Raw genomic sequence first — 18,628 nt, 5'->3', positions numbered from 1 at the left:
GCGGACGGGGGACGGCTTGTGACGACGCAAAGTCAGTTGCTCGAGCTCGTTGCAATCATGGATCGACTGCGTTCACCGGGCGGCTGCCCGTGGGATGCCGAGCAAACCCATGAGTCGCTGTTGGAGTATCTCGTGGAGGAGACCTACGAGACCGTCGAGGCCATCGAACTGCAGGACCGCTCGGGATTGCGGGAAGAGTTGGGCGATCTCTTGCTGCAAGTGGTCTTCCACGCACGCATAGCGCAGGAACATCCCACTGATCCTTGGACCATCGAGGAAGTTGCCGGTGGCATCGTCGACAAGTTGATTCGTCGTCACCCACACGTATTTCTTGAAGGCGATCAACCGGATGCCAACCTGAATTGGCATGAGCGTAAGGCAGCTGAGAAAGGTCGCGAATCGGTGACCGATGGCATTCCCCAGCAGTTGCCAGCTCTGTTGCTGGCTGGCAAGGTCATCTCTCGAAGCAAGGGCTTGGCGTCATCCATCACCCCGACCCCACAGCGCGAGCGGGCTGAGGACCTCGCGCAGAGTCTGCATTCTGAGGAAGAGCTGGGCGATCTCTTGCTCGAACTCACGGCACTTGCGCGTGCTCGCGGTTGGGATGGTGAATCCGGATTGCGCGGCGCTGTTCGCCGCAGAGTGTCGGACGTGCGCGCCTTGGAGGGTTTAGCTACGTGAAAGATGCCCTTGATCATGTAGCCCGGGCCGCCATGGCAGCGATGCTTCGCGCAGAGCCGATTCGGGCTACGGGCATGGGCGAACACGCCCACGACGGACAGTTGCCGGACTATTCATCGGCAGCCCGCGCGGCGTTGTCTGAGTTGCTTGCTGAGTATTTGTCCGAGCTGGATGCGATTGATGACCTTGAGTTGGACCATGCCGACAACGTTGATCTGGAAATCATGCGTGCTGCGATCTTGCGCTCGATCTTCGAGGCTCGCGAGGTCAAATCCACCACCTGGAATCCGATGGTCTGGAATCCGGGCTCAGGTCTGCACTTGTTGTTGGCGCGCGAGTTCGCTCCACTCGAAGTGCGATTGACTTCGGCTCGCTCGCGGCTCGCGCAAATTCCGCGCTTCCTTGAAGATGCTCGGAGAGAACTTGGTGAAATGCCACGGATCCATGTCGAGACGGCGATTGGGCAATTTCAAGGCACATTGAATTTGGTTGAGAGCGAATTGGCAGAGCAATTGGGCAGGGATTGTGCCGAAGTCGTCGAGGCCTTGCTTGCCTTACAGGGCTTCATCGATTGGCTCACCACGCAACTGCCGATCGCCCAGCGCGATCCACGACTTGGCACACACGTCTACGCCGCTCTGCTGTGGCACAGCCTTGATGATGCAACCCAGCCCACCGCGCTTCTCGAACGAGCCAACGAGCACCTTGAGCTCGTTGAAGCGAAATTGGTAACAGCTGCGGCTGAGTATCTCGGCCAACCAGCAACCACGCCCGGGCTTGTCGCCATCGCCTTGGCCAATATCGCGGATCGATATCCCGTCACAAACGAGCAAGTGTTGACACAAGTCTCAACAGCCCTCGATCGCACTGTCGCCTTTCTTGGCGTCGTTCCGCTTGTGGATATACCTGAGACTGATGTCAAAGTCATTGAGATGCCCGAGATTCATCGTGGTGTCGCCGTGGCCTATTGCGACTCACCAGGACCACTTGAAACGACGCAGTTGCCAACATTCGTAGCAGTCGCGCCCGCGCCCTCGGATTGGACAGTTGATCGGGTCGTCTCCTTCTATCGGGAGTACAACGGAGTCCAGCTGCATGACCTCACTGTGCATGAGGCCTTTCCAGGACACGTGCTGCAACTTGCCCACTCACGCGTGGCCGAGCGCAATGCGCGCATCCGAGCATTCGGACGCAGTAGCGTGTTCATTGAAGGCTGGGCGGTGTACGCCGAGGAATTGATGATCGATTCCGGCTACAGCCCATCGGATGATCCGAAATCTGCTCAAGCATTGCGCTTGCAGCAGTTGAAGATGCAGGCCCGCATGACGATCAACGCCATTCTCGATGTGCGAGTGCATACCCGCGATATCGAAGAGCAGGAAGCGCTTGATCTCATGATGAATCGCGGCTTCCAGGAAGAAGGAGAGGCTGTCGGCAAATGGCGCCGGGCGCTCCTCACCGCCGGTCAACTGCCGACCTACTTCGTCGGCTACTTCGCGGTGCGCGAACTAGCCGCCGATCTTCGCGTGATGCATCCGGATTGGACCGATTGTCAGATTCACAATCTGTTGCTGAGCTACGGATCACCCGCACCCAGGCACGTCCGGTCCTTGCTCGGGCTTTGAGACCGACTCCGCGAGTTCTTGCGCGAGAGTGCTGCTACGCGGAATTCACTTGCTGAAGTTGAATGACCTTGTCCGAACTGCCATTCAGATTCTCGCGGGCCCACGATGCAACGAAGGATTCTTGCGCGAACAGAATCACCTGGCGACTTGAAGAGACTTTCTTCAACAGTTCGAGAATCTGAAAGGTGCGGATCTCGTCAGCTTGGACGGTGACATCGTCCAGAATGAGCGGGCAGGCTTCGTTCGTAGTAGTGAGGTGTTGAGCAAGAGCCATGCGCAGCAGGAGATACACCTGCTCAGCTGTTCCAACCGAAAGGCGGTCAGCTGTTCGCCATTGGCCTCCGCCTCCTCGAATCTGCACCTGCAGAGATGCCGGATCAACGATGGCATCGTCGTAGCGTCCACCGGTAACGGATGGGAGCCATTCCTTCAAAGTCGCCATCAGGATAGGAGCGATATTTCGATGCACTCGGTCTTGTGCCTGTTGCAGAAATCTCATGGTGGTCTCCAGCGTGGCGGAGAGTTCATTTACCCGAGATAGTTCCGATTGGGCGGACTCAATAACGTCTTCGCACTCGGCAAGGCTGCGAACGCGGACCGAGCGCTCTTGGCGCACAGCTTCTGCGCGACTGGCAGCTTCTGAAGAATCCCCTAGGTCAAGGCGTGCGGCTTCAAGTCGATTGCGAACCTCCTGAAGGTGCGATTCGGCACCTTCGAGTTCTGAACCATCGACAAGGCCCGCATTTTCCGCACGAGCCAAGTCTTCGACTTCAGCAAGCTTCTGTCCCAACTTCAGTCGAAGATGGGTGGCCTTGTGTGCCAATGCTTCGAGTTCTTCTTGCGCCGTGGAACGGGTTGATTCAAATTGCTCGAAGGTGACTCCGGCCAACATCGTTTCGAGTTCAGTCCATTCTGCTTGCGCTCGCTCGACTGACTCTGTCTCAGTAGCGCGAGATTGCATCCAATTTTGCAGATCCGGAATCGTGTTGGCTGCCACAGTCGCCGCAGGAAGCGCTTCATCTGAGATTCGCCCGAGGCCGGCCTGATCGGCCGCAGTCAGAACGGCTCTTGCTGCTTCTTCGCGCAATTGAGAAGACCTTTGGGTGTCAGCTTCGGCCAGCATTCGAGTCTGTAAGCGTTGTTCAAGAACTTCACGCTGTGCAGCCAAGCGCGCTTGTTCGTCGCGTAGGAAACAGCTGTCCTCGTACTCGCGAAAGTAAAATTCAACGTTCTGTCCGGAATCATCGGGGATTTCGAGGCCTCTCACGCGCAGAGAGTCAAGGAGCCGAGATTCAGCAACCGCCGCAGCAGTAGCCGCAAGTTCTTGCTCATGCGCCCAGTCGGCGGCAGCTTGTAACTGTGCCCTGGTCTTCTCAACTTGAGCGGCCAATTCGCGCACTCGATTCGAATCAAAGGGCAGTCGGCGAATCGAGCACTCACCATGCACATCCGAAGCCGTCGATTCTGCCCGGGCATTGGCACTGAGTGCGCTGCGATGTCTTTCTTCGGCGGCGATGGCAACTCGTTCGGCTTCAGTGGCCCGCTGCCACTCTTCTTCGGAAGACTTGCTTGAGTCGTCAGTTCGGCTTGGTGTCCCCTTGGTCAGAAACGTGCTGGTGGCAATGGCGAAAGCCAGCAGTGCCAGGACTCCGGTCGCGAGTCCGGCGATAGCTGCTCCAAGGGCAAGAGCGCCAACAGACACAAGTGTCAACGCAAGTCCTGCGAACAATGTCGGAACCGCCAGCTTGTTTCTTGATGCAGTTTGGGTGAGCGAAACTGTCGTTCTCGGTCGTGCATGAGCACTCGTGGCAATGCCTCGTAGACGAGCGGCATCTTCGGCCAAGTGGGCGAGTTCCTGATCTCCGAACACGGTCTGTGATTCAACTTGCAAGATCTCTTGAGCAAGTTGTCTCAGACTGGCCGGGGTGGACTCCATCGCGCTTGCAAGTTCACGGGAAAGCGCTTCAGGAGGGCTTGTACGTCGGCGTTCGTTCGCGCTCATATTGTCGATAGCGCGGATGTAGTCGGTGTGAGCTCGATCCACAGTTGCATGCCTTTGGGTGTCTCCGATGGGGGCTTCTGGCAATGCATCGAGTCGTCTACGGAGTTCCTCAGAGTTCTCGCCTTCAAGGGCGGCAGCCTCTGGTGCCGCTTTCCAAGCGGCCAGGGCGGAGGTGACGGTAAGAGTCGTTTCATCAGTGGTGCTCCGACTTATCGGGGGCAGTACACCCACGTTCTCGCGCAGTTGAGATATCCGGACATGGCGTTGATTGATTGAGTCAAGCTCGGTTTTCGCATCTATCGCTTTGGCATCAGCTCGAGCTGATTCGGCTCGTAGCTCGACCAAGTTTCTCGACTCGGACACCAGCCGCTCTGCTGTTGCAGAGTGAATCTGCTCAAGCTCGAAGCGCGCCCGCGAGCCTTCTGTCGCGTTCCTCAAGGACTGTGCATCTTCAACCAGAAGCAGGTATTCATCGTGTTCGCGCACGGCGACGATGCGAGCACTTTCAGCTTTTTCCAATGCTTCCTTGGCTTTCCTCAGAGGCTTAACAGCGCTGGAAATATCGCGTCCGACATTCTCTCGCTGGTAGTTCTGGATGAGCTCCAGGGCTGAGGCTGCTGTTGTCTCGATGGTTGCCGAAGCAGCAGCTCGTCCCAAGAAATCCTGAAGGCCTCCAGCTTCCTCCAAGACTTTCAGGAGCGAGGCCTGGTTGATGCATGCCGTGGCAAGAAAACTGGTCCGGTCCAGTCCCAGCCACCGTGAAGCATCAATTGAACCTTCGTGCATGATCTCGTCTGACACGTCGCGAGCCAGTGCAAGTTCCGTTGCGCGCGAGTCGACCTTTTGCGCTAGGTCCTGCGTGACCTCTATTTGGCGACCATCGTCGAGCAACACCCTGGCCGATACTGCCCAGTCATTTCGGTCCCACGGTCGATGGAGATCCGCAAACCGCCTGTCAGTCAGCGTTGAGGCACCCTTGCCTCGTCGTCTTCCGCAAAGCGCCGCGTAGATCGCCGCGTGCCAGGAGGATTTCGCTGATTCATTTGCGCCCACAATGACGGTGAATCCGGGCGCGAACTCCAGCGATTCGCCAGCCAGTGGGCCAAATGCGATCGCCGAAACGGATTCGATCCTCATTTCAACGCACCTCTAGTTCATTGGCGCGACCGTCGAGTGCCCGCAATCCAGTTATCAGGACCTTCCGACGCATGGCGTCATCAAGATCGGAGTCACGTACGTCTCGAACGAATTGGCCACGCACGGTGAGTTCACTTTCCAATGCGTCAATGTCGTAGGCGAAAGTCACATCGCCCAAGCGTGGAACGAACGCTGTCAGTTGCGAACCCAATCCATCCAGATCGCTGATGCGTATGTCAGCCTCGGGAGAGACTTCGCCTTTCAAGGTGGCTCGCACAAGGCCATGGAGTGGCGTTAGGGCCTGTTGCACACGATTGCGAATTTCTTGCGAATTTGTGCAGCCCGCGAGGTCCACTTCGATGTCGTGAACCTCTGTCGAAGAAAGGGGCAGGCTCGTACGCGCGATTGATCCGTCGGCTCCGACTTCGATCAGAACTGCCCCTCGTTCTCCTTGCTCTCCAAATGTCAGTGGTTCGGGATTTCCGGGATACGTGTGCCACGGCCCGAAGTGGGGGGTGTGGAAGTGACCAACGAATGCGTGATGGAGTCCCGCAGCCGGGATTTGCTCTGCGCTGAATGGTGCATGGGGAGTCTTGCCGGATTCCTGCCAGGCAAAGTCTCCGCGTTCGGACCCGTGGAATAGCGCGAGGTGAACTCCTCCGCGATCGACAGTAAATCCGTCGAGGAATCCGTCGGTGTTCGCAGGGACCCTATGAGCGGCCCCCCACAGGGTCAGTCCGTCGGCCAGTGTCCGGGGCGTGAGTCGATCTTCTTCGAACAGATGGACGTTCGATGACCATTCGACTTGCCGATAAAGACTCTTGGGTCCGAGCCAGTCGTGATTTCCGGGTGCCAGAAAGACTGGCACACCGACCTCGCCGAAAGCCTTGCGAAGAAACTCAGCAGTGTCGGGAGAGAACTTGTCATGTTCGTACAAATCGCCAGCGACAAGTAGGGCATCGACCTGTTGCTCTTGGACGACATCGCAGGCGCGTTGAAAGGCCGATCGGATTGCCTGGCGACGGGATCGAGCCAGTTCCGGGCCAGCCCATGCAAAGGGAGCATCAAGGTGCACATCTGAAACGAGTAGGAGTTTCATTCCTCCCCCAGCCTGGGCACATAGAGCATTACTCGTTCGGATAGATCCCGACGAGATTGGCTCACCGGATCCTAAGTGCAAGATCTGACTCTGGACTTGCAGTCACCGAAGTAGGACTCATCGACGCAGGCCAGTGGGTCGAGGCGTGCCTTGGTCCAGACCGGAAGAGCAGGCTTGAAAGCCTCCCGTAGGCTGCGCGCATGGCTTCCATCGAATCCGTAATTGCCCGCGAGATCCTCGATTCAAGAGGTAATCCCACCGTTGAAGTCGAGATGCTTCTCGATGACGACACCGTCTCCCGGGCCGCGGTGCCCTCGGGTGCTTCAACTGGTGCCTTTGAGGCCTCGGAGCGCCGTGATGGCGGCTCCCGCTACGGCGGCAAGGGAGTGCTCGAAGCCGTGGAAGCAATCGAAGTCGAGATTGCGCCGGCAGTCCTGGGTCTTGATGCCGCAGATCAGCGGATCATCGATCAGGTCATGCTCGATCTTGATGGCACGCCAAATAAATCTCGCTTAGGTGCCAACGCAATTCTCGGTGTATCGCTTGCCACCGCGAAAGCTGCAGCACTGTCGGCTGGGCTCCCCCTCTTCCGCTATGTCGGCGGACCCAACGCCTACCTGCTCCCTGTGCCGATGATGAACATCCTCAACGGCGGCGCGCACGCAGACACGGGTGTCGACATCCAGGAGTTCATGATCGCTCCCATCGGTGCTGCAACCTTCAGTGAAGCCCTGCGCCAGGGCACTGAGGTGTACCACTCACTCAAGAGTGTGTTGAAGAAGGCTGGATTCTCAACGGGCCTTGGTGACGAAGGCGGCTTCGCGCCTGATCTGCCGAACAATCGCGCAGCTCTAGAACTCATTGCACAAGCCATCGATGCCGTGGGACTCAAGCTTGGCGTCGACATCGCTCTGGCACTTGACGTTGCGTCAACGGAGTTCTACGAGAACGGTGCCTACCAATTCGAAGGCGCAGCACGCACGGCCGAGCAGATGACTGAGTACTACGCAGCGCTGCTCGACGACTTTCCACTGGTGTCCATCGAGGATCCGCTCGCTGAAGATGACTGGGCTGGCTACCGCCACATCACCGACGCGATTGGTGCTCGCGTGCAGCTCGTCGGCGACGACCTCTTCGTGACCAACCCGGAGCGACTTGCTCGTGGAATCAAGGAGAACACCGCCAACGCATTGCTGGTCAAGGTGAACCAGATCGGCACCCTCACTGAGACTCTGGATGCAGTCGCTTTGGCTCAGACGAACGGCTACCGCTGCATGATGTCGCACCGTTCAGGTGAGACCGAAGACACGACGATTGCTGATCTCGCTGTTGCCACGAATTGCGGCCAGATCAAGACTGGTGCGCCAGCCCGATCCGAACGCGTAGCTAAGTACAACCAGCTGCTGCGTATCGAAGAAGAGCTCGATGACGCAGCTCGCTACGCAGGTGCACTGGCGTTCCCGCGTTTCGCTCGCTAGTACGCCTACCTGTGCGTGCGACCATCGTCAGGTGAGTGCTCCCCTCCTCGCGCCTAAGCGGCGTGCCGCTGTCACAGGTCGCGCGGTGGTGCTCCTGCTCGTGCTCGGGGCCCTCGTGTTCACCCTCGCTGTGCCCGTTCGCTCGTGGCTAGCGCAGCGAGCCGATATCGCCTCCCTTCAGGCTCAGGTCGATGCGGCTGAGCAACGAGTTGCCGACCTCACCATTCAGGAGCAGCGTTGGGCCGATCCGGCGTTCATCGCGGCAGAGGCTCGGCGCCGATTGCATTTCGTGCTGCCCGGTGAGATCGGCTACACCACTCTCGGGGCTGATGGTCGCCCTGCCGCGGAGTCCCTTGCCGATGCAGCAGCGCATCGCACCTGGGTGGACAAGATGTGGGCAACCTTGCAGCAGGCCGATAACGGCGCACCGGAAGCCGGAGCAACAACTGTGACGCCAGGGGCCACGGGTGGCCTCTGAAGATCTGCCCCTGATTGCCCTTCAGCTCGGCCGAGAACCGCGTGGATTTACAGGTGTCGCGCATCGATGTGCCTGCGGTGCTCCAGACGTGGTGCGCACCTCGCCGCGACTTCCAGACGGCACGCCATTTCCGACCACTTTCTATCTGACGTGTCCGCGCTTGGCCTCGGCCATCGGCACCTTGGAAAGTCAGGGCCTGATGCGCGAGATGGAAACGCGCCTTCACGCCGATGCTGAGTTGGCGCAGGCGTATCGCCGGGCGCATGAGCACTATCTCTCGAGTCGCGCCGAACTCGGCGAAGTCGCCGAGATCGAAGGAATCAGCGCTGGCGGCATGCCGGACCGTGTGAAGTGCTTGCACGTGCTCGCAGCGCACGCCTTGGCGGCCGGGCCCGGAGTCAATCCCCTAGGTGACGAGGTTCTGGCAGAGGTCGGCACGTGGTGGGAGGCAAACCCGTGTGCAAGGGGAGCTGTCGCGGCAATCGACTGCGGGACGAACTCGATCAGGCTGCTTATCGCCGAAGTGCCAGAGCATGGTCCACTGATTCAGATCGTTCGAGAGATGCGCATCGTTCGCCTGGGGGAGGGGGTTGATCGCACGGGTGAGTTCGCGTCTGATGCGCTGGCTCGCACCTTCGCCGCATGCGACGAGTACCGCGAACTCATTGAGCAACACCGGGTGCGAGCCGTGCGCTTTGTTGCCACGTCAGCGAGCAGAGATGTCAGCAATCGAGCGGATTTCATTGCTGGCGTGCATGCACGGCTCGGTATCGAACCAGAGGTCATCACCGGCACTGAAGAAGCCGAACTTTCCTTCCTTGGCGCTGTACGAGGGTTACCGCCACTTGAATCGCCGATATTGGTCGTCGATATTGGGGGAGGGTCCACTGAGTTTGTGCTTGGAGAGTTCGACCACGAAGTAAAGATCCAGGCGGCGCTCAGCGTGGATATTGGTTGCGTCCGGATGACTGAACGACATCTGCAATCCGATCCGGCGACTCCATCTCAAATTGCAGCGGTTCAATCCGACGTGAGCACGGCTTTCGACGAAGCCGAGCGCACAGTCCGATTCACAGATGCGAGGACGGTCGTGGGAGTAGCGGGCACCGTCACCACGGTGTCGGCGATGGGGATGAATTTGTCCGAGTACGACCCGGCCGTCATCCACGGCTCGGTGCTGCAATCTGCCGAGATTGAGGGCATTACGGAGCAATTACTGGCGATGAGCAGCCAGGAGCGAGCAGAACTTCCGTTCATGCATCCTGGGAGAGTTGATGTCATCGGTGCAGGTGCGATGATCCTGCGCGAACTCGCGCGCCGAATCAGCCCGGCACCGGTCATCGTCTCTGAATATGACATTCTCGATGGCATCGTTTACAGGTTGGCATCTGTGAGTTCTTGACCTCAACTCCGCCATCGCGTGTAATCGCTTTAGGTGGTTGGAGAGGAGGGCCCATGGGCATCACTATTCGAGATGTCGCACAGGCCGCCGGAGTATCAACTGCCACGGTCTCCCGCGCCCTTCGAGGGCTTGCCAATGTTGACGAGCAGACTCGGGCTCGCGTAGAACGTGTCGCCGCTGAACTTGACTACGTCATTTCGCCAAGTGCTTCTCGCCTGGCTAGTGGTCGCACCGGAAGCGTCGCCGTCATCACGCCACACATTGCCCGGTGGTTCTTCTCGACCGTGCTCTCAGGAGTGGAGTCCACTCTGCAGGGTGCCGGCATCGATCTCCTGCTGATGACGGTGAGTGCTCCTGATGCCCAACACCGCTTGGCTCCAGCATCGCGCTTGCGCCGAAGAGTCGATGGTGTGCTCGTCATTGCAATGCCACCGGAAGACCAGCAATTGGCGGAAATCATCAAGCTTGATCTGCCGACGAGTCTGATCGGTGTCTCAGTTGAGGACGTTCCGAGCGTGATCATCGACGACGTCTATGCGGCGCGGATGGCAACGCAGCACCTGATCAATCTTGGACATCGACGCATTGGATTGATTGCCGGTTCGGCAAGCCGAGCACGCTTCACCGCTGAGTTCGATCGACACCGTGGTTTTGTCGATGCCATGGCGGAAGCGAAGTTGCCAATTGATTCAAGCGTGGAAGCTCTGGGCTATTTCACTTCCACTGGTGGCGAGCAGGCCATGACCACGATCCTGGCTCAACGCGAACGCCCCACTGCCGTGTTCTGCATGTCCGATGAGATGGCGTTCGGCGCCATGCGTGCTTTGCGAAGCCACGGACTTCAGCCCGGACGCGACATCTCGCTCATCGGGGTCGACGGGCATGACATGTCAGAGTTGCTTGAACTCACGACAGTGGAACAACCCGTGCATGACATGGGTCGAATAGCCGCAGAAGCCTTGCTGGTGGAACTCAATTCAGAGTTCCCCAGGCGTGCTGATTCGATTGTCTTACCTACGCGCCTGGTGGTGCGCGCATCGACTTCGCCATTGGCCACCGGCGCGAATTTATGAGCGTCGTTCCAACTGAACGACCCCATACGCTCTTCCCCACGCCCCTGTAGTCCAACTGGCAGAGACACCCGGCTTAAACCCGGCACAGTATGGGTTCAAATCCCATCGGGGGCACATCAAACAATCGAAGAAACCTATCCTGCCGGGATGGTCGCGATCGCTTCAATCTCCACGAGCGCACCTTGCCGAGCAGGATTCACCGCTAGGACGCTGACCGCCGTACGACGAGTGCCCCACACCTTGGCGCTGGCAGCGAAAGCCTCCATCGGGTCGATGCCAACTGCCAGATAGATCGTCATCTTGACGACGTGCTCTGCGTCCGTGCCGGCGGCTTCCAGCACGGCAAGGACATTGCGCAGGGCTTGCTCGGTCTGCGCTCCTAGGCCCTCGAGCAAGGTCCCGCTTTCGTCGACACCGTTCTGGCCGCCTATGTAGAGAGTCGGTCCGGCGGGCGCGATCATGCCCTGCGCGAAGGCGGGACTCTGCTGCATCTGGGGCGGATCAACTGGTGTGGGTTGTGCGCTCATGTCGAAATCCTCTCGCCTCAACCTGATTGGCGCTGTCGATGCGAACGATTGACATGCAACTGCGACCTCGCAGTATTTGCAAAGCGGAAATTGCCGACATACCGTCTAGGCATGGCCACCAACAGCAGGTTCAATGAGTCGAACAACCCTGTCCTTTCGCGATACGAAAAGGCAGACCAGCCTGGCTTTGCGTATGAGGAAGGTCGTTCAGCTCTGAACCATGCTGCTGGTGGTGGAGGAGCAACAACAGATCAGTCCTTCGATGTCATTACCGCAGGTGGTGGCCTGCGTCTGACGCTGAATGACGTCATCATCAAGTCCACCGGGATCTTCGCGCTCACCGTCCTGATGGCCGTCGTGGGTTGGAATACCTACGAGGCAGCTCCATACCTCATGTGGATCGCATTGATCCTTGGGTTGGGCCTGGGTTTCGCAAACGCGCTCAAGCGCGAGGTCTCGCCGATTCTGGTGATTCTCTACGCGGGTGTGCAAGGCATCTTCCTTGGCGGCATCAGCACTTGGTACAACTCCTACGCAGAGTCAGTCAACTATCAAGGCCTTGTGCAGCAAGCAGTTTTGGGCACTATGACAGCCTTCGCGGTGATGCTCTTGCTCTACGGCACGGGCATCATCAAGGTCACCGGCAAGTTCAAGCGCATGATGATGATCTCCCTTGTCAGCTACGCATTCATCGGCCTTGCGTCACTCATCAGTGCGCTCTTCGGGGTGGGCGGGGGCTGGGGCTTCTACGGAGTCAGCGGCTGGGGCCTGCTGCTCTGCTTGGTGGGTGTCGCACTGGCTTCGCTGACCTTGGTGCTCGACTTTGATGCGATCAAGCAGGGCATCGTCAACGGAGTTCCCGAGCGAGAATCCTGGCGAATGGCCTTTGGTCTGCTGGTCACTTTGATCTGGCTGTACCTGGAGATCCTGCGCTTCCTGGCAATCTTCGCCGGCGGTCGCGACTAAGGCAGTTGCTGCCGTGCCGCGGTGAGCGCTGCTAGTCCATCGGCAAGTGCTTCCGGTTGACCCGCGAGTTCGCGCAGATCTGTTCCCAGCACCATGATCATGTCTCCGTAAGCCCACGGGCTGAGTTCTGGGAGAGTTGCCGGAGCTGGGCTGCCGAGTGCGCGTGAAGAGTCGAGCAAGTGCTTTGCGAGTTGCGTGACGATGCTTTCAGCAGTTTCGAGTCGGCTGATCGGCATTGATCTGAGTCGATCAACAACCCTGCGCAATTCGGTGTCGTACGAATCAGCGATTGATGCGGTTTCCACGCTAGACCAGCGCAGGAAGTGGCACACCGGTCATTGAGTGACAGCGGTAACCGTTGGGATTCACCTCGAGGTAGCGCTGGTGGTACGGCTCGGCGAGGTAGTAAGTGAAGTCAGAGGCCGGCGCGATCTCAGTGGTGATCTCGCCATAGCCGCGCGTGAGAAGTTCGGCGTTGTAGATGTTGCGGGTGCGCTTGGCAAGTTCAAGTTGCTCGTCTGTAGTGGTGAAGATCGCGCTTCTATATTGCGATCCGACGTCATTGCCTTGGCGCATTCCCTGAGTTGGGTCATGGCGCTCCCAGAACTGCTGCAGAATTTCCAGAGTGCTCACTTTGCTGAGGTCGTGTGTCACGCAGACAGTCTCGGTATGACCGGTGCGACCAGTGCAGACATCTTGGTAACTCGGGCTGACTCGATCGCCACCCATATAGCCGACGCTGGTGTCCACGACGCCGTCCTGAAGCCAGAAGATCTCTTCGGCTCCCCAGAAGCAACCCATGGCGAGATATATCTGAGCGGTGTCCACTGCTGGAATCGTCATAATCCAAGCCTATGCCTGGCTAGGCGTTGACTGATGCTGCTGTGCGAACGCGACCGAGGGTCTCGGGCATCAGCCAGATGACGACGACGGCAACGAGCGAGAGTGCAGCGCCCACACCGAAGGCCCAGTCGTAGTCGAGGCTGTCGACGAGGAATCCAGCTGCCAGCGGACCGAGGATCATGCCGAGGTCTGAGGTCATCTGGAAGGTGGCAACGACGATGCCGCCACGCCTGCCGCCGACGATGTCACCGACCACTGCAGCGGGTGCTGAACCAAGGAAGGCCGCGCTGACTCCTTGCACTGCCATCGACAGGAAGAACAGCGCAGGGCCGATCAGACTGCTCGTGCCGAATCCATTTGCGAGGATGTCGGCCGCGGTCAGGATCACCATGCCGATGAACAAGGTGACGGTGCCGATCCGCATCGCCTTTCGGCGGCCGACAGTGTCGGCCATTCGTCCCGCAGGCATCAACAGGATTGCTTGCACCACCGCAGCGAGCAGGAAGCCGAAGCCTGCCATTGATGCGCCTCGATCTAGTGCTTCGGTGATGAACAAAGGAACGATGGAGATGCGCAGCCCGAATGAGACGAAGCCACCGACGAGGCTGACCATCAACGCCGCCCGGTATGCGCCGTCACCGAGAGCATCACGCAGGGATTCCTTTACCTCGGCCTCGCCGCCAGAGACCTCTTCTTCAAGCTGAAGCAGCTTTGCCTTCGTGAGGAACACCATGCTCACTACGGAAGCAAACGCGAGGCTTCCGGCGTAAATGAAGAACGGTGCGCGGATCGAAATCGCTACGACGAGTCCGCCGACGGCGGGGCCCGCGACTCCGCCGAGCAGGAAACCGCCTTGGAATGCGCTGGCTGCACGACCGCGCTGATCGGGCTGGGCCACGCGCAGTAGAAGTGAGAGTGCGGAGACTGTGAACATCGATGAGCCGATGCCCGAGACGCCGCGCCAGAGCAGTAATTGCCAGTAGCTCGCGCTCATTCCGGCCATCAGGCTCGTCGCCGACACCATGATCAAGCCGCTCGACAAGATAATGCGCTCGCCGAATTTGTTCGCCAAGATCCCTGAGAACGGCGACATTGTGAAACGCGCCAGCGCCATGACTGAGATGACGGCACTGGCCTCAAGGGCATTGACCCCGAAAGATCGGGCAAAGACTGGGATGGCTGGTGCCAGGATCCCGAAGCCGATTGCCACAAAGAAGGCGATGGCTGAGAGCACGACCACCTCTGTTGGGAGGTCGCGCAGCCAGGGGGAGCGCTGCAACGCGTGGTGCGGGCGCCAGGAACTCATCGTCGGTGACTCTATCCTCGACGAGTGACGCTGAGAGGGCTTTCGACGGTGATCGACAGCGACCGGCAGCGCGTCTATTCAGTCGAAGATGCTTGGGCGCATGCCTTGGATCGAGGCGGCTCAGTGAACTTCTTTGGATCCAGTTTCACGCTGCCCAGCCAACGAATTCTTGGGGATCTCAATGCCCTTCAGCTGACGGCGGAAGCCTGGCTGGCCAGCGATCTTTGCCGTGCTTGGTATCCGGGGCTTGGCGACCTCGCGGTGCGAGCACGCAAGGGCCAGGCGAGGGCGCACTACGAATCCACCGGCGTGATCGCGATTCCGCTGCAATCTGACTGGGCTTGTCGGGAAACTGTTTTGGCCCATGAGGTCGCGCACCACCTGTCTTGGCATTCGCAGCTGGCACCGCATGACGCGCAGTTTCGCCTAGCGATGACGCGAATGGCCGAGATCGCCTTTGGGCCGCAGGCCGCACTATTGCTGCGCGCCGGCTACGACGGCGCTGGATTGGCAGTTGCTCATGTCTATTGAGCGCATCAGTGCACTGCTCGCCAAGGCTGAGCGCACTGACAATGAGCATGAGGCCGAGGCATATCTGATGAAGGCTCAAGCTTTGGCCACGGCGGCCAGCATCAGCCTCGCAGTTGCTCAGGCGCACCTGGGCAAGCGCCAAGAACGAACGCGACCAGAAACGCGCACGATCACCATTGGCGAAAAGGGAAAGCGGGCCAATCAGCATCTGATCTCGATGTTCATCGCGACGGCGCACGCCAACGACATCAAAGTCGACATCGCTTCGAACTCGACCTTCGTTATCGCCTATGGCATGCCGACTGATCTTGATGTTGTTGAAGCACTGTTCGCTTCACTGGCTGTGCAGATGATCAACTCTGGGCATCGGTGGGTTTCACTGGGTAGCTGGCACGGTGACACGTACGTATCGGTGACGCGAGTGCGAGGGCGATCGGTGCGCAAAGTTCGCGAGCACACCGCGCATACCGTGCGCGTGGCGTTCTATCGGGCATACATCGAACGCATCGCAGAACGCCTGCAGCAGGTACGCAAAGAGGTATTCACTGCGGCGCGGGTCGAATCCTCGGGAACCACGTTGGTCCTGCGCGATAAAGAATCCGAGATCACGGCCTTTCATCAGCAGACTAGTTCGGCGCGGGGAAGTTGGCAGGGCTATTCGGGACAGATGCGGGGCGATCTTGGAACGGCGACGAAGGCAGGTCGTCGTGCCGCTGATTCAGCGCGCTTGTCCCAGCAAGCAGAACTCGGCGAGAGGTCGATGCTTCCGCGTTAGTGAATGTAGGCCTCGACCTTGCGGATTTCGACGGTGATCTCCTTGCCATTGGCAAGGGTGTACGAAGCTGAATCGCCAACCCGCTTGCCGACCAACGAGGCGCCAAGCGGTGACGTTGGCGAGTACACATCGATCGAGGCGTGGGCAGATTCTTCGCGGGATCCAAGCAGGAAGGTCTCTTCGTCGCCGGCGGCGGTGAACACGATCGTGACAACCTTGCCGGGGGCAACCTCGTCAGCTTCGGACTCCGGAACACCGATCTTGGCGTGCTCGAGCAGTTGCTTGAGCTGACGAACGCGTGCCTCGTTCTTGCCCTGCTCCTCGCGAGCTGCGTGGTAGCCGCCGTTCTCCTTGAGGTCGCCTTCCTCGCGTGCAAGTTCGATGCGCTTGGTGATCAAAACGCGGGTGGGGCCGGTGCGCTCCGCCAACTCGCCCGCTAAGCGGTCATGTGCCTCTTGGGTCAGCCAGGTCACAGAGTCGTCAGTCATAGCGGTCAAGGTTAGTGCTTTGGGCGCTGGGCCAGTAGTGCCTAGGTCGTGCCTAGGTCGTGCCTGGCCGTTCCTGCATGCGGTCGGCGGAGCACCCCCGCTCTCACGGGGGGGGGGGGGGGGGACGGCGAAGGCGCTGTCCAAGAGCAGGGCGATCTCGCTGGCTGGCACAGCTCGCGAGTACAGGAATCCTTGTCCGCTCCGGCAGCCCATGCTTCGCAGCAGCGCTGCCTGATCGTCCCGCTCGACACCCTCGGCTACCACTTCGATTCCCAGCGTCAGGCCGATGGCCAAGACGCTGGCAACAAGCAGTTTGTCGTGGGCATCAACAGTCATCGACCCAATGAAGCTGGGGCTGATCTTGAGGACATCGATGTGGTTGTCCCTTAGGTACGCAAGTGGTGCGTACGCAGTGCCGAAGTCGTCGATAGAGATGCGGAAGCCGCGATCATAGATTCCAGCCATGTTCTTGCGCACTGTCGATGAGCCCGCCCGCAGTGAGGACTCAGTTATCTCGAAGCACAGGTCAGTGGGGTCTGGTCGCTCCGAGGCCAACAGTCCATCGAGCACAGCCAGCAAGGTCGACTCCGCAAGTTGCAGTGCTGACAGATTGATGCGCGTGGTCAGTTGCTGATCCGGGCGTTCCCGGGCCCAGGTGGCGGCTTGCGCAAAGGCGGACTGGATCACCCAATCGCCAATGCTGAGGATGAGTCCAGTCTCCTCAGCGACATGGATGAAGTCAGACGCAGTGCGGACTGCACCATCGGGGTGATGCCAGCGCAGGAGCGCTTCGACGGCGAGCACTACCCCCGTCTGCAGATCGACCTCGGGCTGGTACCAGATCTCGAATTCGCCCCTTTCCAAGGCATGCCGCAGATCGACCTCGGCGAGCAAGCGGTTCCTGACGAGCGATCGCATGTCCTCGCTGAACTCCGCGGTTCGATCACGGCCACTCTCCTTGGCGGCGTACATGGCCGTGTCGGCCTCGCGCACCAGATCGTCGGCCACGCTGGTGTCGCTCGCGAAGGCGATGCCAATGCTGGCAGTAGTCACGAGCTCGGTGTCGTGATACTCGAAGGGCACTCGGAGTGCGTCCAGGATGCGCCAAGCGATGGTGTGCGCGGCCTGGCGATCTTCGAGGTCTCGCAAGACGATCACGAACTCATCGCCGCCGGGTCGGGCGACGAGGTCTCCGCCTCGGACGCTGTTCGTGATGCGTTGTGCGGCGGATTGCAGAAGCTCGTCGCCGGCACTGTGGCCGAGTGTGTCATTGATGTTCTTGAACCGATCCAGGTCGAGCATGAGTACGGCCGTCAACGTCTTCTCTCGACGGCTTACGTGCAGTGCTCGCTTGACCTCGTTCAGGAGTTCTAGCCGATTGGGCAGCCCGGTTAGCGCGTCGTGCGTCGCCATAACGCGCAGCGTTGCCTCGTCACGCTTGCGCTCAGTGATGTCCTGGGCTACTCCTTGCAATGAGACGATGGCCCCGCTGGGATCGCGGACTGCTTCACCGCGCGCGAGCATCCAGCCGCGTGTGCCGTCCGGCTTCACCATCTCAAGTTCCAACTCGTATGGTTCACCGGTCTCCTGCGTATACGCGAGCGTAGTGCTCAACTTTGTCCAGCTGTCGGGAGTAAAGAGTTTGCTGTGCTCGGCGTAGTTCGGTGCTGGTTGGCCGGGATCCAATCCGAGCATGTAATACAGCTCCACGGTCCAGGTAACGCGACCACTGCCGACCTCCAATTGCCAACTGCCCAAGTGGGCTATGCGCTGAGCTTCCAGCAATAACGCTTGGGTGTGCCGCTCTACGGTGACGTCGCGGGCCGCAGCGAACACGCCGGCGACCTTGCCGTCTGTGTCTAGGTAGACCGCAGCGTTGTAGCGCACTTCGGTGAGGGTGCCCGAGACATGCCTGAGGGTCAGCGGGTAGTCGGTGACCTGACCTTGGTCAAAGACCTGCATGTAGCCGGCTTTAGCCATTTCTGGGTCGGTGAAATAGTCACTGAAGTCACTGCCGATCAGCGTCTCGCGAGGCTGCCCCGTGACCTTGATCGTGGCGGCATTGACATCCATGATCTTGCCGTCAACCCCAATCGTGACCAGCGGATCCAAACTGGCCTCGATGAGACTGCGCGCATAGCCCGGATCGTCATGGACGGTGGACTCGTCACGTGAATACTGGTGGCCTGTCATCGTGCCTCCACCTCAAGTGTCCCG

The 18,628-nt window shown here is 59.4% G+C and carries 16 protein-coding genes and 1 tRNA gene; 10 read left to right on the top strand and 7 right to left on the bottom strand.

Annotation, left to right across the window (positions count from 1 at the left end; genetic code table 11):
* Positions 1 to 18 precede the first annotated feature (18 nt).
* A complete protein-coding gene (locus Q7L55_07205) occupies positions 19 to 681 on the top strand; it encodes a MazG family protein (protein ID MDO8732343.1) in 663 nt (220 codons plus the stop codon).
* Entirely contained in the window at positions 678 to 2,306 is a 1,629-nt protein-coding gene (locus Q7L55_07200) for a DUF885 domain-containing protein (GenBank protein ID MDO8732342.1), read from the top strand. Before Q7L55_07205 ends, Q7L55_07200 begins: the two co-directional genes overlap by 4 nt.
* 34 nt (positions 2,307 to 2,340) lie before the next feature.
* Here the strand turns inward: Q7L55_07200 and Q7L55_07195 are convergent, their stop codons facing one another.
* Together Q7L55_07195 and Q7L55_07190 are read right to left on the bottom strand one after the other, a co-directional pair.
* The gene (locus Q7L55_07195; protein MDO8732341.1) at positions 2,341 to 5,445 is read right to left on the bottom strand and encodes an AAA family ATPase; all 3,105 of its coding nucleotides are present in this window, start codon (positions 5,443 to 5,445) and stop codon (positions 2,341 to 2,343) included.
* A gap of 1 nt (position 5,446) precedes the next feature.
* Positions 5,447 to 6,544 (bottom strand): metallophosphoesterase, encoded by a 1,098-nt coding sequence (locus Q7L55_07190; protein MDO8732340.1) that lies wholly within the window; start codon positions 6,542 to 6,544, stop codon positions 5,447 to 5,449.
* 200 nt (positions 6,545 to 6,744) lie between these two features.
* Between Q7L55_07190 and eno the strand changes: the two genes are divergently transcribed.
* The 5 genes from eno (at position 6,745) to Q7L55_07165 (ending at position 11,089) form a co-directional block, all read left to right on the top strand.
* Positions 6,745 to 8,022 (top strand): phosphopyruvate hydratase, encoded by a 1,278-nt coding sequence (eno, locus tag Q7L55_07185; GenBank protein ID MDO8732339.1) that lies wholly within the window; start codon positions 6,745 to 6,747, stop codon positions 8,020 to 8,022.
* A 31-nt stretch (positions 8,023 to 8,053) separates the two neighbouring features.
* A complete protein-coding gene (locus Q7L55_07180) occupies positions 8,054 to 8,500 on the top strand; it encodes a septum formation initiator family protein (protein MDO8732338.1) in 447 nt (148 codons plus the stop codon).
* Positions 8,490 to 9,902, top strand: coding sequence for a DUF501 domain-containing protein (locus Q7L55_07175; GenBank protein MDO8732337.1), 1,413 nt, complete (start codon positions 8,490 to 8,492; stop codon positions 9,900 to 9,902). The genes Q7L55_07180 and Q7L55_07175 overlap by 11 nt, the downstream gene beginning before the upstream one ends.
* A 53-nt stretch (positions 9,903 to 9,955) precedes the next feature.
* The gene (locus tag Q7L55_07170) at positions 9,956 to 10,975 is read left to right on the top strand and encodes a LacI family DNA-binding transcriptional regulator (protein ID MDO8732336.1); all 1,020 of its coding nucleotides are present in this window, start codon (positions 9,956 to 9,958) and stop codon (positions 10,973 to 10,975) included.
* 40 nt (positions 10,976 to 11,015) lie between these two features.
* Positions 11,016 to 11,089: transfer RNA gene (locus Q7L55_07165), tRNA-Leu, on the top strand.
* A gap of 20 nt (positions 11,090 to 11,109) precedes the next feature.
* Here the strand turns inward: Q7L55_07165 and Q7L55_07160 are convergent.
* Positions 11,110 to 11,502, bottom strand: a complete 393-nt coding sequence (locus Q7L55_07160; protein ID MDO8732335.1) for a RidA family protein — start codon at positions 11,500 to 11,502, stop codon at positions 11,110 to 11,112.
* A gap of 111 nt (positions 11,503 to 11,613) precedes the next feature.
* Between Q7L55_07160 and Q7L55_07155 the strand changes: the two genes are divergently transcribed.
* Positions 11,614 to 12,468 (top strand): Bax inhibitor-1/YccA family protein, encoded by an 855-nt coding sequence (locus Q7L55_07155; protein ID MDO8732334.1) that lies wholly within the window; start codon positions 11,614 to 11,616, stop codon positions 12,466 to 12,468.
* Here Q7L55_07155 and Q7L55_07150 read toward each other — a convergent pair.
* The 3 genes from Q7L55_07150 to Q7L55_07140 are packed head-to-tail and all read right to left on the bottom strand — an operon-like array spanning position 12,465 to position 14,617.
* The gene (locus tag Q7L55_07150; protein ID MDO8732333.1) at positions 12,465 to 12,773 is read right to left on the bottom strand and encodes a hypothetical protein; all 309 of its coding nucleotides are present in this window, start codon (positions 12,771 to 12,773) and stop codon (positions 12,465 to 12,467) included. The two genes, Q7L55_07155 and Q7L55_07150, sit on opposite strands and share 4 nt — an antisense overlap.
* Position 12,774: 1 nt before the next feature.
* Positions 12,775 to 13,311, bottom strand: a complete 537-nt coding sequence (gene msrA / locus Q7L55_07145; GenBank protein ID MDO8732332.1) for a peptide-methionine (S)-S-oxide reductase MsrA — start codon at positions 13,309 to 13,311, stop codon at positions 12,775 to 12,777.
* Positions 13,312 to 13,330: 19 nt separating this feature from the next.
* Complete coding sequence (locus Q7L55_07140; protein MDO8732331.1) at positions 13,331 to 14,617, bottom strand: MFS transporter; 1,287 nt, start codon at positions 14,615 to 14,617, stop codon at positions 13,331 to 13,333.
* A 24-nt stretch (positions 14,618 to 14,641) separates the two neighbouring features.
* Between Q7L55_07140 and Q7L55_07135 the strand changes: the two genes are divergently transcribed.
* Together Q7L55_07135 and Q7L55_07130 are read left to right on the top strand one after the other, a co-directional pair.
* Positions 14,642 to 15,148 (top strand): TIGR04338 family metallohydrolase, encoded by a 507-nt coding sequence (locus Q7L55_07135; protein MDO8732330.1) that lies wholly within the window; start codon positions 14,642 to 14,644, stop codon positions 15,146 to 15,148.
* Positions 15,138 to 15,923: a DUF2786 domain-containing protein gene (locus tag Q7L55_07130; GenBank protein MDO8732329.1), complete on the top strand. Its 786-nt coding sequence runs from the start codon at positions 15,138 to 15,140 to the stop codon at positions 15,921 to 15,923. Before Q7L55_07135 ends, Q7L55_07130 begins: the two co-directional genes overlap by 11 nt.
* Here the strand turns inward: Q7L55_07130 and greA are convergent.
* Positions 15,920 to 18,604, bottom strand: a complete 2,685-nt coding sequence (gene greA / locus Q7L55_07125; GenBank protein MDO8732328.1) for a transcription elongation factor GreA — start codon at positions 18,602 to 18,604, stop codon at positions 15,920 to 15,922. The two genes, Q7L55_07130 and greA, sit on opposite strands and share 4 nt — an antisense overlap.
* Between the last annotated feature and the right edge of the window lie 24 nt (positions 18,605 to 18,628).

It is taken from the genome of Actinomycetota bacterium (assembly GCA_030650795.1).
Classification (GTDB): Bacteria; Actinomycetota; Actinomycetes; order S36-B12; family S36-B12; genus UBA11398.
The sequence above is the reverse complement of the archived record's forward strand: the minus strand, read 5'-3'. Positions and strand labels throughout refer to the sequence as shown.